The organism is Sabulicella rubraurantiaca, from assembly GCF_017355885.1.
GTDB classification, from domain to species: Bacteria; Pseudomonadota; Alphaproteobacteria; order Acetobacterales; family Acetobacteraceae; genus Roseococcus; species Roseococcus rubraurantiacus.
In genome coordinates this window covers 166,364-191,567 of sequence record NZ_JAFEUU010000006.1, presented here as the reverse complement: position 1 = coordinate 191,567, position 25,204 = coordinate 166,364, and the positions used below count along the sequence as shown (strand labels likewise).

25 protein-coding genes are annotated in these 25,204 nt (G+C 71.5%); 13 read left to right on the top strand and 12 right to left on the bottom strand.

The features are described 5' to 3' along the window. Positions 1-51 precede the first annotated feature (51 nt). From pgi to dapF, 8 genes are all read right to left on the bottom strand, one after another. A complete protein-coding gene (pgi, locus tag JTJ31_RS12905; protein ID WP_207539070.1) occupies positions 52-1,671 on the bottom strand; it encodes a glucose-6-phosphate isomerase in 1,620 nt (539 codons plus the stop codon). Between the two features lie 31 nt (positions 1,672-1,702). After that, positions 1,703-2,980, bottom strand: coding sequence for a M16 family metallopeptidase (locus JTJ31_RS12900; RefSeq protein ID WP_207539069.1), 1,278 nt, complete (start codon positions 2,978-2,980; stop codon positions 1,703-1,705). Between the two features lie 151 nt (positions 2,981-3,131). Next, the gene (locus JTJ31_RS12895) at positions 3,132-4,547 is read right to left on the bottom strand and encodes a M16 family metallopeptidase (protein WP_207539068.1); all 1,416 of its coding nucleotides are present in this window, start codon (positions 4,545-4,547) and stop codon (positions 3,132-3,134) included. A 32-nt stretch (positions 4,548-4,579) separates the two neighbouring features. Beyond that, entirely contained in the window at positions 4,580-5,551 is a 972-nt protein-coding gene (locus JTJ31_RS12890; RefSeq protein WP_207539067.1) for a Bug family tripartite tricarboxylate transporter substrate binding protein, read from the bottom strand. Positions 5,552-5,592: 41 nt separating this feature from the next. Then, positions 5,593-6,102: a CHAP domain-containing protein gene (locus JTJ31_RS12885; RefSeq protein WP_207539066.1), complete on the bottom strand. Its 510-nt coding sequence runs from the start codon at positions 6,100-6,102 to the stop codon at positions 5,593-5,595. A gap of 64 nt (positions 6,103-6,166) precedes the next feature. After that, positions 6,167-7,087: a signal recognition particle-docking protein FtsY gene (gene ftsY / locus JTJ31_RS12880; RefSeq protein ID WP_328805738.1), complete on the bottom strand. Its 921-nt coding sequence runs from the start codon at positions 7,085-7,087 to the stop codon at positions 6,167-6,169. Between the two features lie 332 nt (positions 7,088-7,419). Then, positions 7,420-8,607 carry a radical SAM protein gene (locus JTJ31_RS12875; protein ID WP_236020142.1) on the bottom strand — a complete coding sequence of 396 codons (1,188 nt, stop codon included), beginning with the start codon at positions 8,605-8,607 and terminating at the stop codon, positions 7,420-7,422. Continuing rightward, entirely contained in the window at positions 8,600-9,421 is an 822-nt protein-coding gene (gene dapF / locus JTJ31_RS12870; RefSeq protein ID WP_207539228.1) for a diaminopimelate epimerase, read from the bottom strand. Before dapF ends, JTJ31_RS12875 begins: the two co-directional genes overlap by 8 nt. Positions 9,422-9,514: 93 nt before the next feature. Here dapF and JTJ31_RS12865 point away from each other — a divergent pair, with 93 nt between their 5' ends. From JTJ31_RS12865 to JTJ31_RS12820, 10 genes are all read left to right on the top strand, one after another. Continuing rightward, positions 9,515-10,162: a hypothetical protein gene (locus JTJ31_RS12865; protein WP_207539065.1), complete on the top strand. Its 648-nt coding sequence runs from the start codon at positions 9,515-9,517 to the stop codon at positions 10,160-10,162. 94 nt (positions 10,163-10,256) lie between these two features. Further along, positions 10,257-10,853, top strand: coding sequence for an outer membrane lipoprotein (locus JTJ31_RS12860; RefSeq protein WP_207539064.1), 597 nt, complete (start codon positions 10,257-10,259; stop codon positions 10,851-10,853). A 148-nt stretch (positions 10,854-11,001) separates the two neighbouring features. After that, the gene (rpmI, locus tag JTJ31_RS12855; RefSeq protein ID WP_207539063.1) at positions 11,002-11,208 is read left to right on the top strand and encodes a 50S ribosomal protein L35; all 207 of its coding nucleotides are present in this window, start codon (positions 11,002-11,004) and stop codon (positions 11,206-11,208) included. Positions 11,209-11,226: 18 nt separating this feature from the next. Next, positions 11,227-11,592, top strand: coding sequence for a 50S ribosomal protein L20 (gene rplT / locus JTJ31_RS12850; protein WP_207539062.1), 366 nt, complete (start codon positions 11,227-11,229; stop codon positions 11,590-11,592). A gap of 77 nt (positions 11,593-11,669) precedes the next feature. Continuing rightward, entirely contained in the window at positions 11,670-12,737 is a 1,068-nt protein-coding gene (pheS, locus tag JTJ31_RS12845) for a phenylalanine--tRNA ligase subunit alpha (protein WP_207539061.1), read from the top strand. Between the two features lie 4 nt (positions 12,738-12,741). Further along, on the top strand, positions 12,742-15,213 hold the full coding sequence (gene pheT, locus JTJ31_RS12840; protein ID WP_207539060.1) for a phenylalanine--tRNA ligase subunit beta: 2,472 nt from the start codon (positions 12,742-12,744) through the stop codon (positions 15,211-15,213). 86 nt (positions 15,214-15,299) lie between these two features. Continuing rightward, complete coding sequence (locus JTJ31_RS12835; RefSeq protein ID WP_207539059.1) at positions 15,300-15,680, top strand: rhodanese-like domain-containing protein; 381 nt, start codon at positions 15,300-15,302, stop codon at positions 15,678-15,680. A gap of 3 nt (positions 15,681-15,683) precedes the next feature. Next, positions 15,684-16,841 (top strand): MFS transporter, encoded by a 1,158-nt coding sequence (locus JTJ31_RS12830; protein ID WP_207539058.1) that lies wholly within the window; start codon positions 15,684-15,686, stop codon positions 16,839-16,841. Positions 16,842-16,896: 55 nt separating this feature from the next. Then, positions 16,897-18,705 carry a translation elongation factor 4 gene (lepA, locus tag JTJ31_RS12825; RefSeq protein WP_207539057.1) on the top strand — a complete coding sequence of 603 codons (1,809 nt, stop codon included), beginning with the start codon at positions 16,897-16,899 and terminating at the stop codon, positions 18,703-18,705. A gap of 69 nt (positions 18,706-18,774) precedes the next feature. Then, complete coding sequence (locus tag JTJ31_RS12820; RefSeq protein WP_207539056.1) at positions 18,775-18,918, top strand: hypothetical protein; 144 nt, start codon at positions 18,775-18,777, stop codon at positions 18,916-18,918. An 86-nt stretch (positions 18,919-19,004) separates the two neighbouring features. On the opposite strand, the gene phbB is transcribed toward JTJ31_RS12820, so the two are convergent. From phbB to metX, 4 genes are all read right to left on the bottom strand, one after another. Beyond that, positions 19,005-19,727, bottom strand: a complete 723-nt coding sequence (phbB, locus tag JTJ31_RS12815; RefSeq protein WP_207539055.1) for an acetoacetyl-CoA reductase — start codon at positions 19,725-19,727, stop codon at positions 19,005-19,007. 96 nt (positions 19,728-19,823) lie between these two features. After that, a complete protein-coding gene (gene metW / locus JTJ31_RS12810) occupies positions 19,824-20,423 on the bottom strand; it encodes a methionine biosynthesis protein MetW (protein WP_207539227.1) in 600 nt (199 codons plus the stop codon). 35 nt (positions 20,424-20,458) lie between these two features. Continuing rightward, complete coding sequence (locus JTJ31_RS12805; protein ID WP_207539054.1) at positions 20,459-21,022, bottom strand: DinB family protein; 564 nt, start codon at positions 21,020-21,022, stop codon at positions 20,459-20,461. Next, positions 21,019-22,167, bottom strand: coding sequence for a homoserine O-acetyltransferase MetX (gene metX / locus JTJ31_RS12800; protein ID WP_207539053.1), 1,149 nt, complete (start codon positions 22,165-22,167; stop codon positions 21,019-21,021). Before metX ends, JTJ31_RS12805 begins: the two co-directional genes overlap by 4 nt. A 79-nt stretch (positions 22,168-22,246) precedes the next feature. Between metX and JTJ31_RS12795 the strand changes: the two genes are divergently transcribed. From JTJ31_RS12795 to JTJ31_RS12785, 3 genes are all read left to right on the top strand, one after another. After that, the gene (locus JTJ31_RS12795; protein ID WP_207539052.1) at positions 22,247-23,008 is read left to right on the top strand and encodes a chorismate mutase; all 762 of its coding nucleotides are present in this window, start codon (positions 22,247-22,249) and stop codon (positions 23,006-23,008) included. Next, positions 23,005-24,099 (top strand): histidinol-phosphate transaminase, encoded by a 1,095-nt coding sequence (hisC, locus tag JTJ31_RS12790; RefSeq protein ID WP_207539051.1) that lies wholly within the window; start codon positions 23,005-23,007, stop codon positions 24,097-24,099. Before JTJ31_RS12795 ends, hisC begins: the two co-directional genes overlap by 4 nt. Before the next feature lie 160 nt (positions 24,100-24,259). Next, a complete protein-coding gene (locus tag JTJ31_RS12785; protein WP_207539050.1) occupies positions 24,260-25,147 on the top strand; it encodes a prephenate/arogenate dehydrogenase family protein in 888 nt (295 codons plus the stop codon). The last annotated feature ends 57 nt before the right edge of the window (positions 25,148-25,204 follow it).

Sequence of the window (25,204 nt, the reverse complement as noted above, 5' to 3'; positions counted from 1 at the left end):
GCTTTTTTTATGGCAGAAGGCGATTTTCCAGGCGCAAAAATATTGCGCCTGTCATCTCTGTAATCTCTGGATTTCCGCCAGCAGCCCGCTCGTCGAGCTGTCATGCGGGACCCTCCTCCCATCCGTCAGTTCGCGGAGGATGGGCGTGGCGAGGACCTTGCCCAGCTCCACCCCCCATTGGTCGAAGGGGTTCACGTCCCACAGGCAGCCCAGCACAAAGACCTTGTGCTCGTAGAGGGCGATGAGCGAGCCGAGGGCCTGCGGGTCGAGGCGCGGCAGCACGAGCGTAATGGAGGGCCGGTCGCCCGGCGAGACGCGGTGCGGGACGAGGCGCGCGATGGTGTCCTCATCCGTGCCGGCCTCGCGCATCTCGGCCCTCACCGCCTCGGCATCCCGGCCCACCATCAGCGCCGCCGCCTGGGCGAGGCCGTTGGCGAGCAGGATGCGGTGGTTCTCGTCGTGCCGGTGGTCGGATTGGGCGACGAGGATGAAATCCACCGGCACCGGGTTCGGCCCCTGGTGCACCAGCTGCATGAAGGAATGCTGCGCCGAAGTGCCCGGCTCGCCAAACACGACGGGGCCGGTGGCCCAGGGGGTCGGCGATCCGTCGCGGCGCACCGACTTGCCGAGGCTTTCCATCTCGAGCTGCTGGAGATGCGCGGGCAGGCGGCGCAGCCGCTCGTCATAGGGCAGCACGGCGCGCCGATGGATGCCGAGCCCACCCACGTGCCACGCCTCCACCAGCGCCAGCAGGATGGGCAGGTTCTGCTCCAGCGGCGCCTGGAGGAAGTGTTGGTCCATCTCGCGCGCGCCGTCCAGCAGCGCCTCATAGCGCTCCCAGCCGAGGCAGAGGGCGAGGGAGAGCCCCATGGCCGACCAGAGCGAGAAGCGCCCCCCGACCCAGTCGCGGAAGGGGAAGACGCGGTCGGCGGCAATGCCGAAGGCCTCACAGGCGGCGAGGTTGGTGGAGAGCGCGGCGAAATGCGCCGACGCCCCGTTGCGCCCCACGCTCGCCTCCATCCAGGAGCGGACGAGGCGCGCATTCGCCATGGTCTCGGCGGTGGTGAAGGTCTTGGAGCCGACCAGCACCAGGGTGCGGCGCGGGTCCAGCATGGGCAGGACGGTTTCCCAGCCATGCCCGTCCACATTTCCCAGATGCACCGGACGCATCGGGTCGCCCGCGCGCCACAGGGCGCGCGTCACCATGACGGGGCCGAGGTCGGAGCCGCCGATGCCGATGCTCAGCACCGTGTCGAAGCGCTGGTTGGTGGCGCCGCGCACCTCGCCGCGATGCACGCTCTCGGTGAAGGCGCGCATATAGGCCAGGGTGCGCAGCGCGTCCTCGTGCGCCGCCGCGCCCGCGCCCGGCAGGTCGCCGCGCAGCGCCATATGGAGGGCTGCGCGGCGCTCGGTGTTGTTCACCGTCTCGCCATTCGCCATGGCGTCGCGCCCCTGCTCCACCCGCGCCGCGCGGGCGAGGGCGAAGAGCGCCTCGCGCACCTCGTCGGAGATGGCGGTCTTGCTCATGTCGAGCAGGAGGCCGGCCCCACGGTGGCTGTAGCGATCGAAGCGCTTCGGATCGGCGGCGAAAAGCGGCCGGATGGCGGAGGCACCAGGGCGACGGCCAAATTCCTCCACACGAGCCCAGGCGTCTTCCAGCACGTCGTCCATTCCCGTTCCGATTCCGATGAGAGGGAAAGTGTTACAACCCTTGGGGCTCGCCCGCCACCGCGAGGGACAGCGCGCCGGGATCGAGGCGCTTCGCGGCGCGCGCCACGTCGTCGCGCGTCAGCGCGGCGAGGCGGGCGGGACGGCCCTCGAGCCAGGCCGGGTCGCGCCCCGCCTGCCGCAGCCCGAGCAGGAGCGAGGCGGTGCGTCGCGTATCGGTGAACTGAAGCGGCAGCGAGCCGGACAGGAAGGCGACGGCGTCGCGCACCTCCTCCTCCGTCGGGCCTTCGGCCGCCATCGCCGCCCAGCCCTCGCGCAATAGACGCCAGACCTCGCCGACCGTGGCATTGTCCGTCTGCACCTGTCCGACCACGACGGCGCGGCCAAAGAGCAGGTCCAGCCCGGCGCCGATGCCGTAGGTCAGGCCGCGCTCCTCGCGGATCGTGCGGGTGAGACGCGAGGTGAAGCCGCCCCCCGCCAGGATGCGCAGCGCGACCTGGAAGGCTTCCCAGTCCGGATCGGTGGGCAGCAGCGCGTCCTGGCCGAAGAACAAGGTGGATTGCGGCGCCGCCTTCTCCACCCGCTTGATGCCGAAGCGCTCCGGGGCGGGCAGAGGCGGGACAGGTTCGGGCGCGCCCTGCGGCAGCGGCGCGAAGAGGGCGCGGATGAGGTCGCGCAGCCCATCCGGGCCGATATCGCCCGCTGCCGTCAGCAGAATGCCGCGGCGCCGCATCTGCGCGTCCAGCGCCGCGCGCACCTCCTCCCGCGTCACCGCGGAAAGCGATTCGGGCGTGGGCTGGCGGCCAGCGGGGTGGCCAGGATAGGCAGATTGCCAGAACTCGCGCCGCGCGAGGCCGGCCGGGGTCTCCAGCGCCTGCCGCGCACTGAGCACGGCGCGGGCGCGCACCCGGGCCAAGGCGGATTCGTCCAGGCGCGGCGCCGTCATGGCGAGGCGCGCGAGGCGCAGCGCCTCGGGCAGGGCGGGGGACAGGGTGCGGAACGACCCCTCGAAGGAATCCCGCCCGCCGGAGAAGCCCAGCCCGATCCCCGCATCGCGCGCCGCATCGGCGAAGGCGATGTTGCTCAGATCGCCCGCGCCCTCGGTCAGCAGGGCGGCGGCCATGCCGTGCAGCCCCTCGCGCCCCTCAGGGTCGCGCGCGGCGCCGCCGGCCCAGGCCCAGGCGACGGAGACGACGGGCAGGGAGCGCTCCTCCACCAGCCAGGCGGTGACGCCGCCCTCCTCCAGCACCTGGATGGGCACGGAAAAGCCGCGGCGCGGCGGCAGGGAGACGCCGAAGAGGGTGTCGCTCACGCGGGGAACTCCGGAAATTGACGCCCGTGCAGGACGATCCGGCCGCAAGGCGGCCGGCGCGCGGCTCGGAACCTTTCCGCTCCGCACGACATGGCTGAGGCGCGAAAGCCAAGCGCGCGGAGCGCGCGCCCGGCGTCTGAGGACACAAAAATCATGCCGAAGGCATAAGCCAGGCGGCGGTGGAGACCGGGTTGTCGGCCAGGACGCGCCGGATGGCCTGCGTCGCCCCCTCGGGCGTCACGGCGGCGATGCGCTGCGGCCAGAACTCCACCGCCTCGATCGGCAGGCCGATGGCAAGGGAGCCGCCCAGCATGCGCGGTGCCGCCCCCAGCCCATCCAGGGCCAGCAGGGCGCCCGCGGTCTGCTGGCGGATGGCGCGCCGCGTTTCCTCCTCGGAGATCCCCTCCTGCACCAGCGTGCCGAGGGTGCGGTTCACCACCACCTCGATCTGCTCGGGCGAGACGCCGGGGCGCGGCGTGGCAAACACCATCAGCGTGCCCGCCCCCACCACGTCGCCGTCATAGGAGGCGCCCGCCCCGACCGCGAGGCCGGTTTCCACCAGCGCGGCATGGAGGCGCGAGCCGGGGCCGCTGCCGAGCGCATGCGCGGCCACTTCCAGCGGGTCGGACATCTGCGTCTCGCCGAAAGTGACGGAGGGGGCAGCGAAGGCGCGCAGGAAGCTGGCCTCACGCACTGCCGGGTCGTGCGCGACGAGGCGCGCCTCGGGCGAGCGCGCGGGGGGCGCGGCACGGTGGCGCCCCGGCGCCTCGCGCTTCGGGATGGCGCCGTAGAACTCCTCGGCCCAGCGGCGCAGATCGGCCTCGCGCACGTCGCCCGCCACCACCAGCACACAGTTGGACGGCGCGTATCGCGCGGCGTGGAAGTCCACCATGTCCTGCCGGGTGATGGCGCGGATCTCCTCCTCCCACCCGATCAGCGGGCGGCCGCGCCAATGCTGCGGGCCCCACATGGTGGCGTCGAAGCGCTCCATGAAGCGGGCGCGCGGATTGGCGGAGATGCGGGAGCGTCGCTCCTCGAAGATCACGCCGCGCTCCGGCTCCACTTCCGCTTCGGGGATGAGCACGGAGCCAAGGCGGTCGGCTTCCATCCGCATCATCAGCGGCAGGCGGCTCGCCTCCACGATCTGGAAGTAGCCGGTGACGTCGCGCGAGGTGAAGGCGTTGTCCTGCCCGCCCTCGGCCGAGACAGTGCGCGACAGCGCGCCGGAGGGGATGTTGGGCGATCCCTTGAACATCATGTGCTCAAGGAAATGCGCGAGGCCGGAGCGGCCATGCGGGTCCTCGCCCGCGCCGGCGGAGACGTAGAGGTAATGCGCGGCGACGGGGGCGCGGCGGTTCTCCGCCAGCACCACACGCAGCCCGTTCGGCAGCGTCCAGTGGACGGCGCCGAAGAGCGGGCGCTCCTGGATGCGCGGGGCGTCGGTCGGATCGGATTCGGGCCGCGCGCCCGCGGTGGCGGGGGTGGAGGCCAGGGCCGGGGCGGCCAGCGGAACCAGGGGCAGGGCGGCCGCGCCTTTCAGCGCGGCGCGGCGGGACATCTCGGCCATGGGGTCCAAGATGGGGTCGCTTGCCGTTTCCCTCAACTCTCGGGCCGGATGTTCAGGCGGCGCACCACCGGGCCCCAAAAGGCGACCTCGTCGCGGATCAGCGCCGCCAGCGTCGCGGCGTCGCTGCCCAGCGGCTCAAACCCCGCCGCTTCGAGGACGCGGCGCGTCTCGGCGTTGGTCATGGCGCGTCCCGCCTCCGTGGCGAGGCGGGCGACGCGCTCCTCCGGGGTATTGGCCGGGGCGAAGAGGCCGATCCAGGCATAGATGTCGCCCGCGGGCTCCCCCTGCTCGGCCAGGGAGGGCACGTCGGGAAGCTGGGCCATGCGCCCCGCGCCGGAAACGCCGATGGCCCGCACCTGCCCGCCCCGCGCCTGGCCGACCACCGCGCCGGCGGCGGCAGCCGTCATCTCGATGCGCCCGGCCACCACCTCCATCACGCTCTGCGGCACGGAGCGGAAGGGAACATGGACCATTTCCAGGCCATGCCGGGCCGCGAACTCGGCCATGATGAGATGGCCGGTGGAGCCGGCGCCGACCGAGCCGTAGTTCAGCTTGCCGGGATTGGCGCGGGCATGGGCGATGAGTTCCGCCACGTTGCGCACCGGCACGCCGGGGTTCACCGACAGGACGAAGGGCATGCGCGCCAGCAGCGAGACGGGGCGCAGATCGGCGACCGGGTCGTAGGAAAGCTGCGGGTTGAGGATGCGCGCGATGGAACCGGGGCCGCCGATGGTCACGCCCAGCGTGTGGCCGTCATGCGCCTTGGCCACGGCATCGGCGCCGATCGTGCCGCCACCCCCGGCGCGGTTGTCCACCACAACAGGCTGGCCCAGCACGGTCTGCAGGTGGGTGGCGACGGCGCGGGCGGCGATGTCCGGGGTGGAGCCGCCCGGGAAGCCGACGACCACCCGCACCGGGCGGTCGGGCCAGGCGGGCTGCGCAGAGGCCACACCCGGCAGGGCCAAGGCAGGCAAGGCGAGGGCGGCGCGGCGGCCGATGGTCATGGCGTCTTTCCCAGGAAAGCGGGGTTTCGCGGCCTATAGCTTCACGCTGCGGCGAAGGCGAGGCGCGGCGCGATGAAGCCATGCGCCGCGAAGGAGGTGGCGCCGTAATCCCCCACGCGCGGATACCAGACGCGCAGGAGCGTCCAGTCATTGCCCGGCGAGACATCCAGCACCGGCTGGTCCTCGGCGACGCGGCCTCGGCCGCTACCGCTGGCCCAGTTGGCGTGGTCCACCCGGATCTCGCGCGAGGAGGTGACGCGGCGCACCACGGCGAGGTGGCCCTGCGGCAGGCGCGAGGTGCGGGCCAGGACCAGCACAGAGCCCGGCTCCGGCCGGCTGCCGCGCGCGTAGCGCCCGGCGGCGGCGTCCCACCATTGCCAGGCATCGCCGCGAAGCTGGATGCCGGAGCGGCTGCGGGCATAGGGGACGCAGGACAGGTCGAGGCCCGGCCCCGGCTCGGGCACGCCCGGAATGCGCGGCGCGCGCGACGTGCCGCAGCCGGCAAGCGCCAGCAGCGTGGAAAGGCCCAGCAACCCCCGCCGGTCCACCATGATAAGGATTCCCCATCGCCTTCCCCCGAAGGCGTCGGGCCCAGCCTAGCGAATCAGGGAAGGATTATTCCAGCCCGACCAGGGCGCGGGCGAAGTGGCGCGCCTCGAAGGGGCGCAGATCGGCCGCCGTCTCGCCGACGCCGACGGCGTGGATGGGCGTGCCGAACTCCTCGGCCAGCGCCACCACGACGCCGCCCTTGGCGGAACCGTCGAGCTTGGTGACGACGAGGCCGGTGACATCCACCATCTCGGTGAAGACGCGCAGCTGGGAGACGGCGTTCTGGCCGGTGGTCGCGTCCAGCACCAGCAGGACGGAATGGGGCACCGCCGCGTCCTGGCGCTTTATCACGCGGACGATCTTGCGAAGCTCCTCCATCAGCGCGGTTTTATTGTGCAGCCGCCCGGCCGTGTCCACGAGCAGCACGTCGGCGCCCACCTCCCGCGCGCGGGTCAGCGCGTCAAAGGCGAGGCCGGCGGCATCGGCGCCATCCTTGGCCGGCGCCACCACTTCCGCCCCCGTGCGTCCGCCCCAGACCTGGAGCTGCTCCACCGCCGCGGCGCGGAAGGTGTCGCCGGCGCACATCACGACCTTCATCCCTTCGGCGCGATACTGCTCGGCCAGCTTGGCGATGGTGGTGGTCTTGCCGGTGCCGTTCACGCCCACCACCAGCACGACATGCGGCCTGAGGCTGCGGTCGATCACCAGCGGCTTCGCCACGGGGCCGAGGATGGCGGCGATCTCATCCGCCAGCGCGCCCTTGATCTCCTCGTCCGTCGCCTCGCGGCCGAAACGGGTGCGGCGGAAGCCCTCCACCACGCGGCCCGACGCCTTCACACCGAGATCGGCGGCGATCAGCGTCTCCTCCAGCTCCTCCAGCGCGGCGTCGTCCAGCTTGCGCTTGGTGAAGACACCGGTGATGGAATCCGTGAGCTTGGCGGTGGAGCGCGACAGCCCCTGCTTGAGCTTGGCGAAGAACCCGCCCATCCGCAGCGGCCCGCCCGGCGGCTCGATCACCGGGGGGCTGATCTCGGGCGGGACGGGGTCGCGCATCGGCTCCGGCACCGAGGGCGGCGGCATCTCGGGCGGCGGGGCGGGCGGATTTTCCGGCGCCGGCGGCTCGATCACCGGCGGCGGGGCGGGCTCGCTCGGCGGCTCGGGCGTCAGCGGCTCCGGCGACGGGTCGGAGGGAGGCTGCGGCACCTGAGCGTCCGCAAGCGGGGCATCGGCCAGGGGCGCATCGGCGCGGGATTCCGGCGCCTCGGCGGGCGGGGCCTCGCCCTGGCCGGTCATGCGGCGCCATAGGTCGCGCAGGGCCATCAGATGTGCTCCCCGGACAGGGTGGCGCCATCCGTGCCGGTCACCCGGGCGCGCAGCAGCGTGCCGGGCGGCGCGGGGTTGCCGGAAAGCCGCAGCGCGGCGCCATGCGCGGTCATGCCCAAGCCCTTGCCTTCCATCAGCACCTCCTCCTCCGCGCCAATACGCCCTGCCAGGAACCGTGCCCGCTCGCGCAGCCCCGCCGCGCGCAGCCGCGCCGCGCGATCGCGCCGGAGCGGGACGGGCAAGGGCGGCATGCGCGCGGCCGGCGTGCCCAGGCGTGGCGAATAGGGAAAGACGTGAAGGAAGGCGAGGCCCGCCTCCGCGATGAACGCTTCGAGCCATGCGTGCTGCGCCTCCGTTTCGGTGGGGAAGCCTGCGATCAGGTCCCCACCCAACGCGGCGCCGGGGCGAAGGTCGCGGGCGCGCCGGGCCAGTGCCAGAAGGTCCAGGTGGCGGTGGCGGCGCCGCATGCGCTTCAGGATCAGATCGTCCGCATGCTGGACCGACAGGTGCAGGGCGGGGGCCAGCCGCTCCTCCTCCGCCCAGACCGCCCAGAACCGGTCATCCAGTGCGGCCGGGTCCAGCGAGGAAAGCCGCAGCCGCGCGAGGCCCGGCGCCGCGCGCAGCACCGCCCGGATCAGCCCCGGCAGGTCCGGGTGGCTGGCGAGGTCCACCCCCGTCAGCACGATCTCGCGGTGCCGTTCCGCCAGCGCCGCCGCCTCGCCCGCCGCCTCCGCAATGGGAAGGCCGCGCGAGGGGCCACGCCCCTGCGGGATGACGCAGAAGGTGCAGTGGTGGTCGCAGCCCTGCTGCACCGCCAGGAAGGCCCGCGTTCCGGCGGAGGCGGCCGGCACCACCTTGTCCGCCACGGTGATCGGCGCGGGCGGCGCGTCCCAGGCTGCCGGGTCCAGCTTGCGCCCGTTGCCGATCACCCGCGCCACGCCGGGCAGGGAAGCCCAGGCATCGGGGGCGATCTGCGCCGCGCAGCCCGTGACCAGGATGGGGCGGCCGGGCGCCTCCCGCGCCGCACGGCGGATGGCTTGGCGCGCCTGGGCCTCGGCCTCGGCGGTGACGGCGCAGGTATTGACCACCAGCGCCCCCGCCCAGCCGCTGCGCTCGGCGAGGCGGCGCATCGCCTCGCTTTCCGCCGCGTTCAGGCGGCAGCCGAAGCTCAGCGCCTCAGCCAAGCGCGATCTCGCCGGTGAAGGCAGTGGCGACCGGGCCGGCCATCAGCACATGGCCGTCCGCCTCGCGCCATTCGAGGCGCAGCTCGCCGCCCGGCATCTCGATCGTCACCGCGCGATCGGCGAGGCCGCGGCGAAGCGCGTTCACCGCCGCCGCGCAGGCGCCGGAGCCGCAGGCCAGCGTCAGCCCCGCCCCGCGCTCCCACACCACGAGGCGCATGCGGTCGCGCCCGCGCATCTGCGCGAAGCCGATATTGCCGCGGTCGGGCAGCCAGGAATCGTGCTCCAGCGCCGGGCCGATGCGCGGGATGTCCAGCGCGTCCAGATCGTCCACGAAGAAGGTGACGTGCGGATTGCCCATGGAGCAGGCGGCGCCGTCGGTCACCCCATCCGCCGCCATGGGCACGTGCAGCGTGTCGCATTCCCGCGCCAGCGGCACGTCGCGCCAGTCGAGGCGCGGCGCGCCCATGTCCACGCGGAACAACCCGCCCGGCAGGCGCTCGGCGGCCAGAGTGCCGCCAGTGGTGCGGATGGAAAGCCGGTCGCGCCCCGTCTCGTCCAGCACCAGCGCGGCGGCGCAGCGCGTTCCGTTGCCGCAGGCCCCGGCCTCGCTGCCATCGTTGTTGTGGAAGCGGATGAACAGGTCGGCGCCCGCCGCATCCCGCTCCAGCGTCACCAGCTGGTCGAAGCCGACGCCGCGATGCCGGTCCCCGATGGCGCGGATCGCCGACTCGGTGAGCCCCGTCGGACGCTCACGCGCGTCCACCACGACGAAGTCGTTGCCCAGGCCGTGCATCTTGCGGAAGGGAAGGCGCATGGCGGGGATATAGACCCTCGCCCCGCGCGCCGCGAGCATGGGGGGCATGCCGGACTTGAGGCGCGCGGCCGGCGCGGCCAATGTCCCGCCGCCATGACGCGCCCCTTCTCCCTTCTTCTCCCCCTTGCCCTGCTGCTGGCCGGCTGCGGCAGCCGCTACAGCGCCGATGAATACGCCGTGCGCGCCGTGCAGCAGGCCAATCCGGTGCAGCGCGGCACGGTGGTCGGCGTGCGCCGCGTCGCCATCTCGGCCGAGGGAGCGGCGGGGGCCGCGGCCGGCGCGGCGGCAGGCGGCGTGGTCGGCGGCGCCTCCGGCGGCAACACCCTGACCAGCGCGCTGGGCGCAGTGGGCGGCGCCCTGGTCGGCGGTCTGGTTGGCACGGCGGCGGAGCGGGCCACGGCCAACACGGATGGGGTGGAATACGTGATCCAGCGCGCCGACAAGGACGAGCTGGTGAGCGTCACCCAGCGTGACCGCGATCCCATTCCGGTCGGGACGCGCGTGCTGGTGATCACGGGGGCGCAGGCGCGGGTGGTGCCGGATTACCTGGAAACGCCCGCCCCTGCCGTGGCGGTCGCTCCATCTTCCGCGGCTGCCGCTGCACCGGTCGCGGCCACGCCTCCGCCCGCCCCGGCCGAGGCGCCCGCAAGCCTGGCTCCGATGGCCGCTTCGCCTCTCGACTTGTCGCCGTTGCTGGTGCCGCCGCCGCCCGTTGTTCCTGCTCCGCCGCCCCCTGGCTGAACCGGAACAAATTAAGGCGCGATTGTGGCAAAAATACGCCATCCGTATGGTCACGAAGTTGAGAGGCGAGAGCCGGGGCGATAAGTGCCGCGGCATGAAAGCAGCCCCAATCTTCCTCCTGGCGCTGACCCTGATCGGGTGCGGCACCCGCTACAATCCTGACGAATACGCCAGCCGCGCCGTGCAACAGGCCAATCCGGTGCAGCAGGGCGTGGTGATCGGCGCCCGCCGCATCGCCATCACGACCGATGGCCATGCCGGGGCGGCGGTGGGTGGCGCCTCGGGCGGGGCGCTGGGCGCGGCCTCCGGCGGGCATCCCATGGCCAGCACCCTCGGCGCGGTGAGCGGCGCCCTGGTGGGCGGCATGCTGGGCGCGGTGTCCGAGCGCGCCGCGACGGCGAGCGACGGCACCGAATACATCATCCGCCGCACCGACCGGCCCGAGCTGGTGAGCGTGACCCAGCGCGACCGCGACCCCCTGCCCGTGGGGGCGCGGGTCCTTGTCATCGCAGGGGCGCAGGCCCGCGTCGTCCCTGACTATACGAGCGAGATCCCGGGCCTGCCGCCGCTGGACGGGGCGCCGCCCACCCCGCCCCCGCCGGCGCAGCCTGTCGCCTCGCGTCCGCTGGCCATCTCGGCGATTCCGATGCCGCCGGCGAACGTGCCGCATCTTGCCGCCCTGCCGCGGTGAGCAACGCGGTTTGACTCCAGGCGGGCGCGCCGCTACACGCCCGCCTTCCCCCGCGCCGCCGGCCTTTGGACAGCCCGGCCGGGATGCGTCCCCCTTCGGCGTGGTGCCGTCGCCCGGGATGCCCCAACCCACCGACAGGAGGGCCCGAATGTCCAAGATGAAGACGACCTCGAGCGCGAAGAAGCGCTTCAAGATCACGGCGACGGGCAAGGTCCTCGCCGGCCCCGGCAAGAAGCGGCACAACCTGTCCGCTCGCTCGCAGAAGGCCAAGCGGCAGAACCGCGGCTCCCAGGTCCTCACGGACATGGACGCCAAGACGGTGAAGCAGTGGCTGCCCTACGGCCTGCCCCGGTAAGCGAGAGGAGATCAAGACATGGCTCGTGTGAAGCGGGGCGTCACTGCCCATGCCCGCCACAAGAAGGTCCTGAACCTCGCCAAGGGGTATGTGGGCCGGTCCTCCACCACCTACCGCGCCGCGCTGCAGCGCGTCGAGAAGGCGCTCCAGTACGCCTATCGCGACCGCCGCAACAAGAAGCGCGAGTTCCGCGGCCTGTGGATCCAGCGCATCAACGCTGCGGTGCGTGAGCACGGCATGACCTACTCCACCTTCATCGCCGGGCTGAAGGCCGCGGGCGTGGAGATGGACCGCAAGGTGCTGGCCGCCATCGCCTACGAGGATGCGGCCGCGTTTGCCGCGATCGTCGAGCAGGCCAAGGCCGCGAAGCCCGCCGCCGCTTGACGCGGTAGGGGCGAACGCAGACCAAGGGGCCGCGGCGCGCGAGCGTTCGCGGCCCTTTTTCGTGATGTGAGCCAATGATGACCGACGACCTCGACGCCCTGCTGGCCCGCACCGAATCCGACCTCGCCTCCGCCGCCGACCTGCGCGGGCTGGACGCGGTGCGGGTCGCGGCGCTGGGCAAGTCCGGCGCGCTGACCACGCTGCTGAAGGGCCTGGGCGCCGTGCCGGCCGATCAGCGCAAGGAGCGTGGCGCGGCGCTGAACGCGCTGAAGCAGCGTCTGGAAGCCGCGATCGAATCCCGCCGCGCGGTGCTGGAGGAGGCAGCGCTCGACGCGCGCCTCGCCGCCGAGCGGGTGGACGTGACGCTGCCAGCGCGCCCCGCGCCCAGCGGCGCCATCCATCCCATCTCCCGCACGATCGAGGAGCTGACGGCGATCTTCGGCGCCATGGGGTTCCGCGTGGTCGAGGGGCCGGACATCGAGGGCGACTGGTACAATTTCGCCGCGCTCAACATCCCCGACCACCATCCGGCGCGGCAGGACCAGGACACGTTCTACCTGCCCGGCACGATCGAGGGGCGGCGCACCGTGCTGCGCACCCAGACGAGCCCGCTGCAGATCCGCACCATGATCAGCCAGGAGCCGCCGATCCGCGTCATCGCGCCCGGCCGCACCTATCGCTCCGACCATGACGCGACGCATTCGCCCATGTTCCACCAGGTCGAGGGGCTGGTGATCGACCGCTTCATCACGCTGGGCCACCTCAAGGGCTGCCTGACGGATTTCCTGCGCGCCTTCTTCGGCATCGGCGACCTGCCGGTGCGCTTCCGCTCCTCCTACTTCCCCTTCACCGAGCCTTCGATGGAGGTGGATATCGGCTGGAACCGCAAGACCGGCGAACTCGGCGGCGGCGGCGACTGGCTGGAGATCCTGGGCAGCGGCATGGTGCATCCGCGCGTCCTGGCGAATTGCGGCCTGGACGCGCGCGAGTGGCAGGGCTTCGCCTTCGGCATGGGCATCGAGCGCATCACCATGCTGAAGCACGGCATGGCCGACCTGCGCCCCTTCTTCGAGGGCGACGTGCGCTGGCTGAAGCACTACGGCTCGAACCCGCTGGCCCCCGCCACGCTGCACGAGGGCATGTGACCCCATGAAGTTCCCACTCAGCTGGCTGCGCGAGTTCCTCGACACCAGCGCCACTCTCGACGAGATCACCACCACCCTCTCCGCCATCGGCATCGAGGTGGAGGGCGTGGAGAACCCGGCCGAGGCGCTGGGCGAGTTCCGCATCGCCCGCGTGGTCGAGGCGGTGCAGCACCCCAATGCCGACCGGCTGCGCGCCCTGCGCGTGGATCTTGGCGACGGGCGCGAGCTTTCCGTGGTCTGCGGCGCGCCCAATGCGCGCACTGGCATGGTCGGCGTCGCCGCCCTGCCCGGCGCCTTCATCCCCGGCACTGGCATCACGCTGAAGCCCGGCGAGATCCGCGGCGTGAAGAGCGAGGCGATGATGCTCTCCTCGCGCGAGATGGGGCTGGGCGACGACCATTCGGGCATCGTCGAGCTTCCCGAGGATGCGCCGGTCGGCACGCGCTACGTGGACTATGCCGGTCTCGACGATCCCATCATCGAGGTGAAGGTCACGCCCAATCGCGGCGACGCGCTCTCCGTGCGCGGCGTGGCGCGCGACCTTGCCGCCGCCGGCCTCGGTACGCTGAAGCCCTGGCACGCCGCGAAGGTCGAGCCGCGCTTCGAGACGCCGCTCCGCTGGGAGATCGCCGATCCGCAGGCCTGCCTCTGGGCGCTGGGCCGCACCGTGCGCGGCGTGCGCAACGGCCCCTCGCCGCAATGGCTGCAGGACCGGCTGACCGCGGCCGGGCTGCGCCCAATCTCGGCGCTGGTGGACGTGACCAACTGGTTCACCATCGCCCTCGGGCGCCCGCTTCACGTCTTCGACGTCCAGAAGGTGAAGGGCGATGTGCTGACCATGCGCTTCGCCCGGCCGGGCGAGGAGCTCGTGGCGCTGAACGGCAAGACCTACGCGCTGACGGAGGAGGACGGCATCATCGCCGACGCGGCGGGGCCGGAATCGCTTGGCGGCATCATCGGCGGCGAGCATTCGGGCTGCGACGAGACCACCACCGAGGTCTTCATCGAATGCGCCCTGTTCGACCCGGTGCGGATCGCGCTCTCAGGCCGGCGGCATGGCATCTTCACTGATGCCCGCTCCCGCAACGAGCGCGGCCTCGACCCTGCCCTGATGCGCGAGGCGCTGGAGGGCGCGACGCGCATGATCCAGGATCTCTGCGGCGGCGAGGCAAGCACGGTCACGGAGGCCGGCGCAGAGCCGGACTGGCGCCGCACCGCCACGCTGCGCTTCGAGCGCGTCGCTGGGCTGGGCGGGCTCGACTTGCCGGCCGACGAGGCCGTGTCGCGCCTCGAACGCCTGGGCTTCGCCGTGGAGTCGCGCGACGCGGCTTCGGTCACGGTGCAGGTGCCCTCCTGGCGCAACGACATCGCCGCGCCGATCGTGCTCGACCAGGACCCCAAGCTGGACCCTGCCCGCGCGCGCAAGGCCGCCGAGGGTTGCGCAGCGGTGGAGGCCGAGTGCGATTTGGTGGAGGAGGTGCTGCGCCTGGGCGGGCTGGACGCCGTGCCCTCCGTGTCGCTGCCCGTGTCCTCCGTGGTGCCCGCGCCCTCGCTGGACGCGAAGCAGGCGCGTGCGTCCCTGGCGCGGCGCGTGCTGGCGGCGCGCGGCCTGCTGGAATGCGTCACCTACGGCTTCACGGCGCGGGACGTGGCCGCCCGCTTTGGCGAGGTGCCGGATTCGCTGCGGCTGGAAAATCCCATCGCCTCCGACCTCGACCAGATGCGGCCCACGCCGCTGGCCACGCTGGCCCTGGCGGCGGCGGCGAATGCGGCGCGCGGCTTCCCCGACGTGGCGCTGGGCGAGCTGGGCGGCGGGTACCGCGACACCAGCCCGGCGGGGCAGCTGGCGATGGCCTGCGGGCTGCGGGCCGGCCGCACCCCGGCCAGCTGGGCTGCGCCCGCCCGCTCGGTGGACGCGCTGGACGCGAAGGGCGATGCGATGGCGGTGCTGGAGGCGCTTTCCGTGCCCATGGCCGCCCTGCAGGTGACCGCCGACGCGCCGGGCCACTACCACCCCGGCCGCTCCGGCGTGGTGCGCCAGGGGCCGAAGACCGTGCTGGCGCAGTTCGGTCAGCTGCACCCGCGCCTCTGCGCCGCGCTGGACCTGCCGGAAGGCGCCGTGGCCTTCGAGGTGTTCCTGGATGCAGTCCCCGAGCCGAAGCGCCGCCGCAAGGCCGCGCCGGAGCTTTCCACCTTCCAGCCGGTGCGGCGCGACTTCGCCTTCCTGGTGGATGAGGGCGTGCCGGCGGAGAAGCTGCTGCGTGCGGCGCAGAACGCGGACAAGACCCTGATCGCCGAGGTGGTGCTGTTCGACCGCTATGCCGGCGACAAGCTGCCGGAGGGCAAGGTGAGCCTCGCCATCCAGGTGGTGCTGCAGCCGCGCGAGCGCACCCTGACCGATGCCGAGATCGAGGCAGCGGGACAGAAGGTGGTGGGCGCGGTGGGCAAGGCGACCGGGGCGCAGCTTCGGGCATAGGCGGAACCGAAGGCCGCGATCGCGCCAGCGGATTGGCGCGGCGCGGCGGCGGGGCCTAGCTTCCTTTCCAAGGAAAGGAACCCGCCATGATCCCGCGCATCGCCCTGGCCACCGCCATCCTCGCCGCAGCCGCCGCCTCCCTGCCCGGCGCTCCGGCCATGGCGCTGGGCAGCCCCATGCAGGAACACGACTGCATGGCGGCCGGATGCCTGGGCATCGCCGGCATCACCGCCAAGCCCGGCACAGACCACACCTGGAGCTACGAGGTGCAGGTGCAGAATCGCAGCCCGAGTGTGGCGCGCCCCTTCCGCATCGCGTTCCGCGCGCCCGGAGCCACCTCCACCACCAGCCCGCAGGGGTACCTGCTGCGGGGCGGGCAGACGCATTCCTTCCCCGTGGGATATTCGGAGCAGCGCATCCCGGATGAGGTGCTGCGGGGGGCGACGCAGATCTGCTGCCTGGCCTGACCGATGCCGGGCAAGGCACGTAGCCTGGCACTGCTGCTGCTGGGCATCACCCTGTCCCTCGCCGTCTGGTTCGCGGGGACGGCGGCGGTGCCTGCCTTGCTGGAAGCCGGCGCGGTGACGCGGGGCGAGGCAGGCTGGCTGGTCGCCGCGGTGCAAGGCGGCTTCGTGGCGGGGACGCTGGTTTCCGCCGTGCTGGCGGCGGCGGACCGTTTCCCCGCGCGCGCCCTGTTTCTGGGCTCCGCCTCCCTGGCCGGGCTCGCGACCATGGCGCAGGCCCTCATCGAGCCCGCCGGGCCGGGGGCCTATGCGCTGCGCTTCCTGGCCGGGGCCTGCGTGGCCGGGATCTATCCTGTCGGGATGAAGCTCGCCTCCGGCTGGGCGCGAGGCGATATCGGCCTCCTGATCGGCCTCGTTGTGGGGGCGGTGACGCTGGGTTCCGCCGCGCCGCACGCCGTGCCCGGGCTGCTGGGGAGGCCGGATTGGCACGTGGTGTATCTGGCCGCCGGGGCGGCGTCGCTGCTCGGGGGGCTGTGCATCCTGCCCTTCCGCGAAGGCCCGCTGGTGGTGCGCCGCCCGCCCTTCGACCCGCGCCAGGCGCTGGAGGCGTGGCGCGACCGGCGGCTGCGCCTCGCCAATCTCGGTTACCTGGGACACATGTGGGAACTCTACGCCATGTGGGCCTGGGTCGGGCTGTTCCTCGCTTCGCGCGGCGCAGGGGAGGAGGCGGGGCTGCTCACCGCGCTGGTGGTGGGCAGTGGCGCCCTTGGCTGCGTCGGGCTGGGACTATTGGCCGACCGCTTCAACCGCGCGCGCATGGCCGCCGCGGCGATGCTGGTCTCCGGTGGCTGCGCCATCACCATCGGCTTCGCGCCGGACTGGCTGGTCTGGCCGCTGGCGGCGATCTGGGGCGTGTCCGTGGTGGCGGATTCCGCGCAGTTCAGCGCCTGCACCACGCTTTGCGCCCGGCCGGACCTCGTGGGAACCATGCTGACGGTGCAGACGGCGATGGGCTTCCTGCTCACCGTGCCGGCGATCCAACTCATGGCCTGGGCGGTGCCGGCGCTTGGCTGGGGGGCTTCCTTCGCGCTGCTGGGGGTGGGACCCCTGCTGGGGGCCTGGGCGATGGCGCGGTTGGCGCCGCTCCTGCCGCGCGCGCTTTGACTTCGCGGCCCCATGCCCTATGTCCCCCGGCAATCCCTTCCCCTGCCGGGCTTCCATGACCTCCGAAACGCCGCTCGACCTCATCCGCAACTTTTCCATCGTGGCGCATATCGACCACGGCAAGTCCACGCTCGCCGACCGCCTGATCCAGAGCACGGGGACGGTGGCCGACCGCGACATGAAGGAACAGCTGCTCGACAACATGGAGATCGAGCGCGAGCGCGGCATCACCATCAAGGCGCAGACCGTCCGCATCCGCTACAAGGCGAAGGACGGCCAGACCTACACGCTGAACCTGATGGACACGCCGGGCCACGTGGACTTCGCCTACGAGGTGTCGCGCTCGCTCGCCGCCTGCGAAGGGTCGCTGCTGGTGGTGGACGCGTCCCAGGGGGTCGAGGCGCAGACGCTGGCGAATGTCTATCAGGCGATCGATGCGGGGCACGAGATCGTGCCGGTGCTGAACAAGATCGACCTGCCGGCGGCGGAGCCAGAGCGGGTGAAGCAGCAGATCGAGGACGTGATCGGCCTCGACACCTCCGATGCAGTGGAGATCAGCGCCAAGACCGGGCTGAACATCGAGGGCGTCCTGGAGGCCATCGTCACGCGCCTGCCCGCACCGAAGGGCGACGGCAAGGGGCCGACCAAGGCGCTGCTGGTGGATAGCTGGTACGACAGCTACCTGGGCGTGGTGATCCTGGTGCGGGTGAAGGACGGCCACCTGCGCAAGGGCCAGAAGATCCGCATGATGTCGAACGGCGCCACCTACACGGTGGACCAGGTAGGCGTGTTCACGCCCAAGATGGTGCCGGTGGACAGCCTGGGCCCGGGCGAGATGGGCTACCTCACCGCCGCGATGAAGACCGTGGCCGATACCAGCGTCGGCGACACCATCACCGATGACCGCAACCCCGCGCCCGAGGCACTGCCGGGCTTCAAGCCCTCGATCCCCGTGGTGTGGTGCGGCCTCTACCCGGTGGATGCGGATGATTTCGACAAGCTGCGCGACGCGCTGGGCAAGCTGCGGCTCAACGACAGCTCCTTCCACTTCGAGCAGGAGACGTCGCTGGCGCTGGGCCTCGGCTACCGCTGCGGCTTCCTGGGCCTCCTGCACCTGGAGATCATCCAGGAGCGTCTGTCGCGCGAGTTCAACCTCGACCTGATCGCGACGGCGCCCTCCGTCGTCTACAAGCTCGAGATGAATGACGGCACGATCGAGGAGCTGCACAACCCCGCCGACATGCCGGACCCGACCAAGTTCCGCGCCATCCAGGAGCCCTGGATCAAGGCGACGATCTTCGTGCCCGACGAGCACTTGGGCCCCATCCTGACCCTGTGCAACGAGCGCCGCGGCCAGCAGGTGGAGCTGACCTATGTCGGCAACCGCGCCATGGCCGTCTACCGCCTGCCGCTGAACGAGGTGGTGTTCGACTTCTACGACCGGCTGAAGAGCGTCAGCCGCGGCTACGCCTCCTTCGACTACAGCATGGACGGCTATGCCGAGAGCGACCTGGTCCGCATCTCCATCCTCGTGAACAACGAGCCGGTGGACGCGCTGGCCTTCATGGCGCATCGCTCGGCGGCGGAGAAGCGCGGTCGGCAAATCTGCGAGAAGCTGAAGGACCTGATCCCCCGGCAGCTCTTCCGCATTCCCATCCAGGCGGCGATCGGCGGGCGCGTCATCGCGCGCGAGACGATCTCGGCACTCTCCAAGGATGTCACGGCCAAGTGCTATGGCGGCGACATCACCCGCAAGCGGAAGCTTCTGGAGAAGCAGAAGGAGGGCAAGAAGAAGATGCGCCAGTTCGGGAAGGTCGAGATCCCGCAGAGCGCCTTCATCGCCGCCCTCAAGATGGATAGCTGACGCAGGGCTTCATGGCTGGGCCGCGGGGGGCGGGTACCACCCCGGCGCGCCCTCGGCGTTCAAGTCGCCATGCCCGACGAAAACTGCCTCAACATCCGCCTGAGCGAATATTTCCAGAGCCGCGACGAAACCCGTCGCCGCTCCGCCGAAGACGCGGCCCGGGACGAGCCGGGTCACGAGGACGGACGGAACGAGCCTGAGGAGCGGGACTAGAGCCCGAACCGCGGCGACGCCCTCACCGAAGCGGTGAAGCAACCGGAGCGCGATCCGTTCGCGTGGACCACGCCCCGGCGCACCGCTCAGTACATGTGCTGCCCGCCATTGATGCTCAGCGTGGAGCCCGTGATGAAGTCGGCATCGTCCGCCGTCAGGAAGACGACGCCGCGCGCGATGTCCTCCGCCGTCCCGAGACGGCCGCGCGGGATGCGGGCGATGATCTTCTCCAGCACGTCCTGCGGCACGGCGCGCACCATCTCCGTGTCCACATAGCCGGGGGCGATGGCGTTCACCGTGATCTGGTTGCGCGCGCCCTCCTGGGCCAGCGCCTTGGTGAAGCCATGGATGCCGGACTTGGCGGCGGCATAGTTCACCTGCCCGTACTGCCCCGCCTGCCCGTTGATGGAGCCGATATTGACGATGCGCCCGAACTTGCGCGCCGTCATGCCGTCCCACACCGCCTTGCACATGTTGTAGCAGGAGCCGAGATTCGTATCGATGACGTCGTCCCACATCTGGCGGGACAGTTTCTTCATCACCGCGTCGCGGGTGATGCCAGCGTTGTTCACCAGGATCTCCACCGGACCGTGCTCCGCTTCCACCTTCTGCACGGCGGCGACGCAGGCGTCGTAGTCCGACACGTCGAACTTGACCGTGGGGATGCCCGTGCGCTCGGTGAAGGCGCGCGCTGCTTCGTCATTGCCGGCATAGCTGGCGACGACGGTACGCCCCGCGGCTTTCAGCCCTTCGCTGATCGCAGCGCCGATGCCGCGCTGCCCGCCAGTGACGAGCGCCAAACGTGCCATTTCCGATTCCTCCCAGCCATTCCGAGGCCGTGGCGATTGCACTCCAAGCGGCTTGCCAAAATCAAGCCTTTGTCGTGCGCCGCGGAAAACGGCCCGCTATTTCCGCCGCAGCAGGAAAAGCGCCTGTTCGCCGAAAAGGTTGGCGAGGCGCACGGAACGGCGCCACGGCGCGCGCAGACCTTTCTCGTCCACCGCCAGCCAGCGCTCGATCACGTAGCCATCCATCTCCGCCAGGGCGACGAAGTCGAGGATGGTGCAGGGATGGATGTTCGGCGTCTCGTACCAGGGGCGCGACCACATCTCCGTATCCGGCATGCGCCCGGTGGAAAGCAGCTTCCAGCGCACCTGCCAGTGGCCGAAATTCGGAAAGGACAGGATGGCGTATCGGCCGATGCGCAGCATCTGCCGCAAGACCTCGCGCGGGCGCTCGACGGCCTGGAGCGTGCGCGACAGCACCACGTAGTCGAAGGCACCGTCCGGATAGAAGGCGAGGTCGTTGTCGGCATCGCCATGGATGACTGACAGGCCCTGCGCCACCGCATCCGTCGCCGCCTGCATGTCGATCTCGATGCCGCGCGCATCCGCGCGCTTCACCTCGACGAGATGCGCCATCAGCGAGCCGTCGCCGCAGCCGATATCCAGCACGCGCGCGCCCTCGGGGATCATCTCCGCAATGAGGCGGAGGTCGAGGCGCATGTTCTTGGCGACGTAGCGGATATGGCCGTCGGGCATCAGCGGAAATCCCCGAACACCGTGTCCTCGGTCCAGCCGAGCTTGGCGAATTCCGCCGCGCGCAGCCGCGCCTCGCCCCGGCTGAAGAACTCATCCAGCTGCGGCGGCTTCACGGAGGTGCCGGAGAGCATGGCATGGGCCTGGCCGCGATGGTGGACCTGGTGCTGGAAAACGTGCAGCAGCAGCCGGTCCGCCCGCTCCTCCTGCACGCGGGTGATGCGGTTGACGCGGATGATGCGGCCCAACGACGCGTCGTCCAGCCCCTCGCAGAAGGCGACGAGGCGGCGGTCCATCTCCGCCTGGGCCGGGCGAAGTTCCGCCACCGTCCGGCACGGCTCGGGATCGGCCCAGGCGGCGGGGCCGAGCGTCCCGCCCTCCATCGCATCCACGTAGAAGCGGTCGATGACGAGGATGTGGTTCAGCGTCGCGCGGATGGAGGGGAAGAAGCCGGTGCGCGGGGCCTCGAACTCCTCCTGGCTCAGCGCCTCGCAGGCCTTGTGAAGGCGCAGATTGGCCCAGGCATTGTTGCGCGCCTGGGCCAGCAGCAGCACCGCGCCGCTCACAGCCCCGCCTCCCGCGCCGCGCCGCGCAGGAACCCGCCGAGGGCACGGTGGAAATCCGGCTCGTCCAGCAGGAAGGCGTCGTGGCCCTTGTCGGTGGGGACCTCGACAAAGGAGGTGCGGGCGGCGGCAGCGTTCAGGGCGCGCACCAGGGCGCGGCTCTCGCTCGTGGGGAAGAGCCAGTCGCTGCTGAAGCTGGCGACGAAGAACCGCGTCGGCGTGCCGGCGAAGGCGGCCGGGACCGAACCGTGCTCCTGCGACAGGTCGAAATAATCCATGGCGCGGGTGATGGTGAGGTAGGAATTCGCGTCGAAGCGCCGCACGAAGGTGGAGCCCTGGTAGCGCAGGTAGCTTTCGACCTGGAACACGTCCTCCAGGAAGGTCACCGCTTTGGCGCCCTGGAGGCGGCGGCCGAATTTCCGCATCAGCGCCGCCTCGCTCAGATAGGTGATGTGGGCGACCATGCGCGCGACGGACAGGCCCTGGGCCGGGATGCGCCCATCCTCCCAGTAACGGCCGCCCTTCCAGTCCGGGTCGGAATGGATGGCGGCGCGCCCGACCTCGTGGAAGGCGATGTTCTGGGCGCTGTGATGGGTGGCGCAGGCGATGGGCGCGGCGGCCAGCACCGCGTCCGGGTAGGTCGCGGCCCATTCCAGCACCTGCATCCCCCCCATGGAGCCGCCGATCACCGCCAGCAGCCGGGTGATGCCCAGGTGGTCCACCAGCTTCTTCTGGGCGCGGACCATGTCGCGGATGGTGACGGTGGGGAAATCCGTGCCCCAGGGCCGGCCGAGCCCGTTCCCGTCCGCGTCCGTCATCTCCTCGCGCGGGCCGGTGGAGCCCATGCAGCCGCCCAGCACATTGGCGCAGATGACGAAGAACCGGTCCGTGTCCACCGGAAGGCCGGGACCGACCAGGTTGGACCACCAGCCGGGCTTGCCGGTGACGGGCTGCGTCTCGGCCAGGTATTGGTCGCCCGTCAGGGCGTGGCAGACCAGGATGGCGTTGGAGCGCGCCTCGTTCAGCGTGCCATAGGTGCGGAAGGCGACGGCGAGCGGCCGGATCGTCACCCCGCAGTCGAGCGTCAGCCCTTCCTCCAGCACGACGCGCTGGTGCTCCACGACCGGAAAGGGGGCGAGCGGGCTCATCTTGGGGAGAGCAGATAGGGCCGTGGCCGCCCTGGGGCAACTTGGCGGGCGGCGGGGGGACCGCTATGCCGGGGAAAGAATGGCAGACACCGAGACATTGGCTGGAATCCGCGCCGAGCTGGACGCGCTGGATGACGAGATGCACGCCCTCCTGATGCGTCGCGCCGCCACCGTGGCGCGGCTTGCCGCCAGCGCCGCCAAGCCCAACGGCACCGTGCTGCGCCCGGGGCGGGAGGCGGCGATCCTGCGCCGCCTGCTCCGCCGGCACGAGGGGAATCTGCCGCGCGCCGCCCTGGTCCGCATCTGGCGGGAAATCTTCGCCGCCTCCGTCGCGCAGCAGGGTGGCTTCTCCGTGGCGGTGCCGCCCGACCCCGCCCTGGCCCGCCTCGCCGCCGAGCATTTCGGCACCGGCACCCCCCTGCGTCCGCAGCCCAGCCTGGCCGCCGCGCTCAGCGCCGTGGCCGGGGGCGGGACCGCCGCCGCCCTCCTGCCCTGGCCGCGCGAGGGCGAGGCGGAGGAGGAGGCGTGGTGGACCCGCTTCGACGCGCAGCAGCTTCAGGTCATCGCGCGCCTGCCCTTCCTCCATCCCGGCGAGCCGCCGCTGGAGGCCGCGGTGGTAGCGCTGAACCCGGCCGATGCCTCAGGCCATGACCGCGTGCTGTTCCGGCTGGAAGCACCGGAGGAAAGCCGCGCCGCCATCGCCGCGCGCCATCCCGGTGCCCGCGTCCTGATCGCCCGGCGCGAGGCGGGGATGACCCGCGCCCTGCTGGAGGCCGAGACGGCGCCGCCCGGCGCCGCCGTGCTCGGCCGCTATGCCCTTCCCGAACGAGGTGCCGCATGACCGCGCTGCTCCCCCGCCCCTCCATCCTGTCCATCGAGCCCTATGTCGGCGGCGAGTCGAAGCTGCCGGGGGTGAACCGGATCATCAAGCTTTCCTCCAACGAGGGCGCCTTCGGCCCGCCCCCCATGGCGGTGGAGGCGATCACGGCGATGGCGCGCGAGGCGCATCGCTATCCCGATGGCGGCGCGACCCGGCTGCGCGAGGCGATCGGCGCGCGATTCGGCCTCGACCCCGCGCGCATCGTCTGCGGCAACGGCTCGGACGAGCTGATCGCCTACCTGATCCTCGCCTATGGCGGCGAGGGGACGGAGCTGATCATGCCCGCCCACGGCTTCGTGATGTACGAGCTGACCGGCCGCTATGCCGGCTGCCACGTCATCAAGGTGCCCGAGCGCAACCTCGTCGCCGACGTGGACGCGATGCTGGCGGCGGTGGGGCCGCGCACCAAGCTCGTCTGTCTCGTGAATCCCAACAACCCGACCGGCGCGCTGCTGCCGCGGAGCGAGGTGGAGCGGCTGCGCGCCGGGCTGCGCGACGACATCCTGCTGATCCTCGACGCCGCCTATGCCGAATACGTCACCGATCCCGACTATGACCCCGGCCAGAAGCTGGTGGACGCCTCGGGCAACACGGTGATGACGCGCACCTTCTCCAAGATCTTCGGCCTGGGCGGGATGCGGCTGGGCTGGGCCTACATGCCGCCCAATGTGGCCGATGTGATGGCGCGCATCCGCGGCCCGTTCAACGTGAACGCCGCCGCCATGGAAGCCGGCATCGCCGCCCTGGCCGAGCCGGGCTGGATCGAGAAGAGCGTGGCGCATAACGAGGAATGGCGCGCCAAGCTCTCGGCGGGGCTGGAAGCGGCAGGCATCAAGGCCTGGCCGAGCGCCTGCAACTTCGTGCTCGCCGATTTCGGCACGGCGGAGGGGGCCAAGGCCGCCGATGCGGCGCTGCGCGCGCGCGGCATCATCGCGCGCATGGTCGGCGGCTACGCCCTGCCCTCCTGCCTGCGCATCACCGTCGGCACCGCCGAGGAATGCCAGATGGTGATCGATGCGCTCACAAACTTCATGCGGACGAAGTCCGCATGAAGTTTGTTTTGTGCCCTCAGGCGCCGGGCGCGGTCTTCGGATGCTTGGCTTGCGCGCCTCAGACGTGGGGCGCGGGCTGGGCGGTTTCGAGCCGCGCGCCGTCCGCGTTGCGGCCGGATGAAGGCCGACGGGCGGCTGGCTTCTTTGCGCGGGGCGGAGCGTGACCACGCCCATCTTCCAGCGCCTCTGTCTCGTCGGCGCGGGGCTGATCGGCTCCTCCATCGCCCGCCGCAATCGCGAGAGCGGCGAGCTGGCGCGGGAGGTGGTGGTGACGGCGCGTTCCGCCGCCACGCTGGCGCGCGTGCGCGAGCTGGGCTTTGCCGACCGGGTGGAGGAGGACGCGGCCGAGGCGGTGAAGGACGCCGACGGCGTTATCCTCTGCGTGCCGGTGGGCGCCTATGCCGGGGTGATGCGGCACATCGCGCCGAACCTCGCGCCCGGCGCCATCCTCTCCGATGTCGGCTCCACCAAGGGCAGTGTCATCCGCGACCTCCTGCCGCTCTGCCCGCCGGGCGTCCGCCTCGTTCCCGCGCACCCCATGGCGGGCACGGAGCATAGTGGCCCCGATGCCGGCTTCCCGACGCTGTTCGAGGGGCGCTACTGCATCGTCACCCCCCTGCCGAATGGCGACTCGGCGGCGGTGGAAACGGTGCGGGAATTCTGGCGCCGCTGCGGCTCCACCGTGGAGACGATGGATGCGGCGACGCACGACAAGGTGGTGGCTATCGTCTCCCACCTGCCGCACCTCATCGCCTTCACCATCTGCGGCACCGCCGACGACCTCAGCGAGGAAACGCGGGAGAGCGTGCTGAAATTCGCCGCCTCCGGCTTCCGCGACTTCACTCGCATCGCCGCCAGCGACGTGGCGATGTGGCGCGACGTCTTCCTCAACAACCGCGAGGCGGTGCTGGAGATGCTGGCCCGCTTCACCGAGGATGCGCACGCCTTCGGCCGCGCCATACGCTGGGGGCAGGAGGAGTTCATCGTGGACCGCATCCAGCGTGGCCGGAAGATCCGCCGCTCCCTGATCGAGCGAAAGCAGGCGTGACATGGACGCGGCGGCGCGCCGCCGGTTAGGCTCCCTGAAAACATAGGGAAGTCCGTC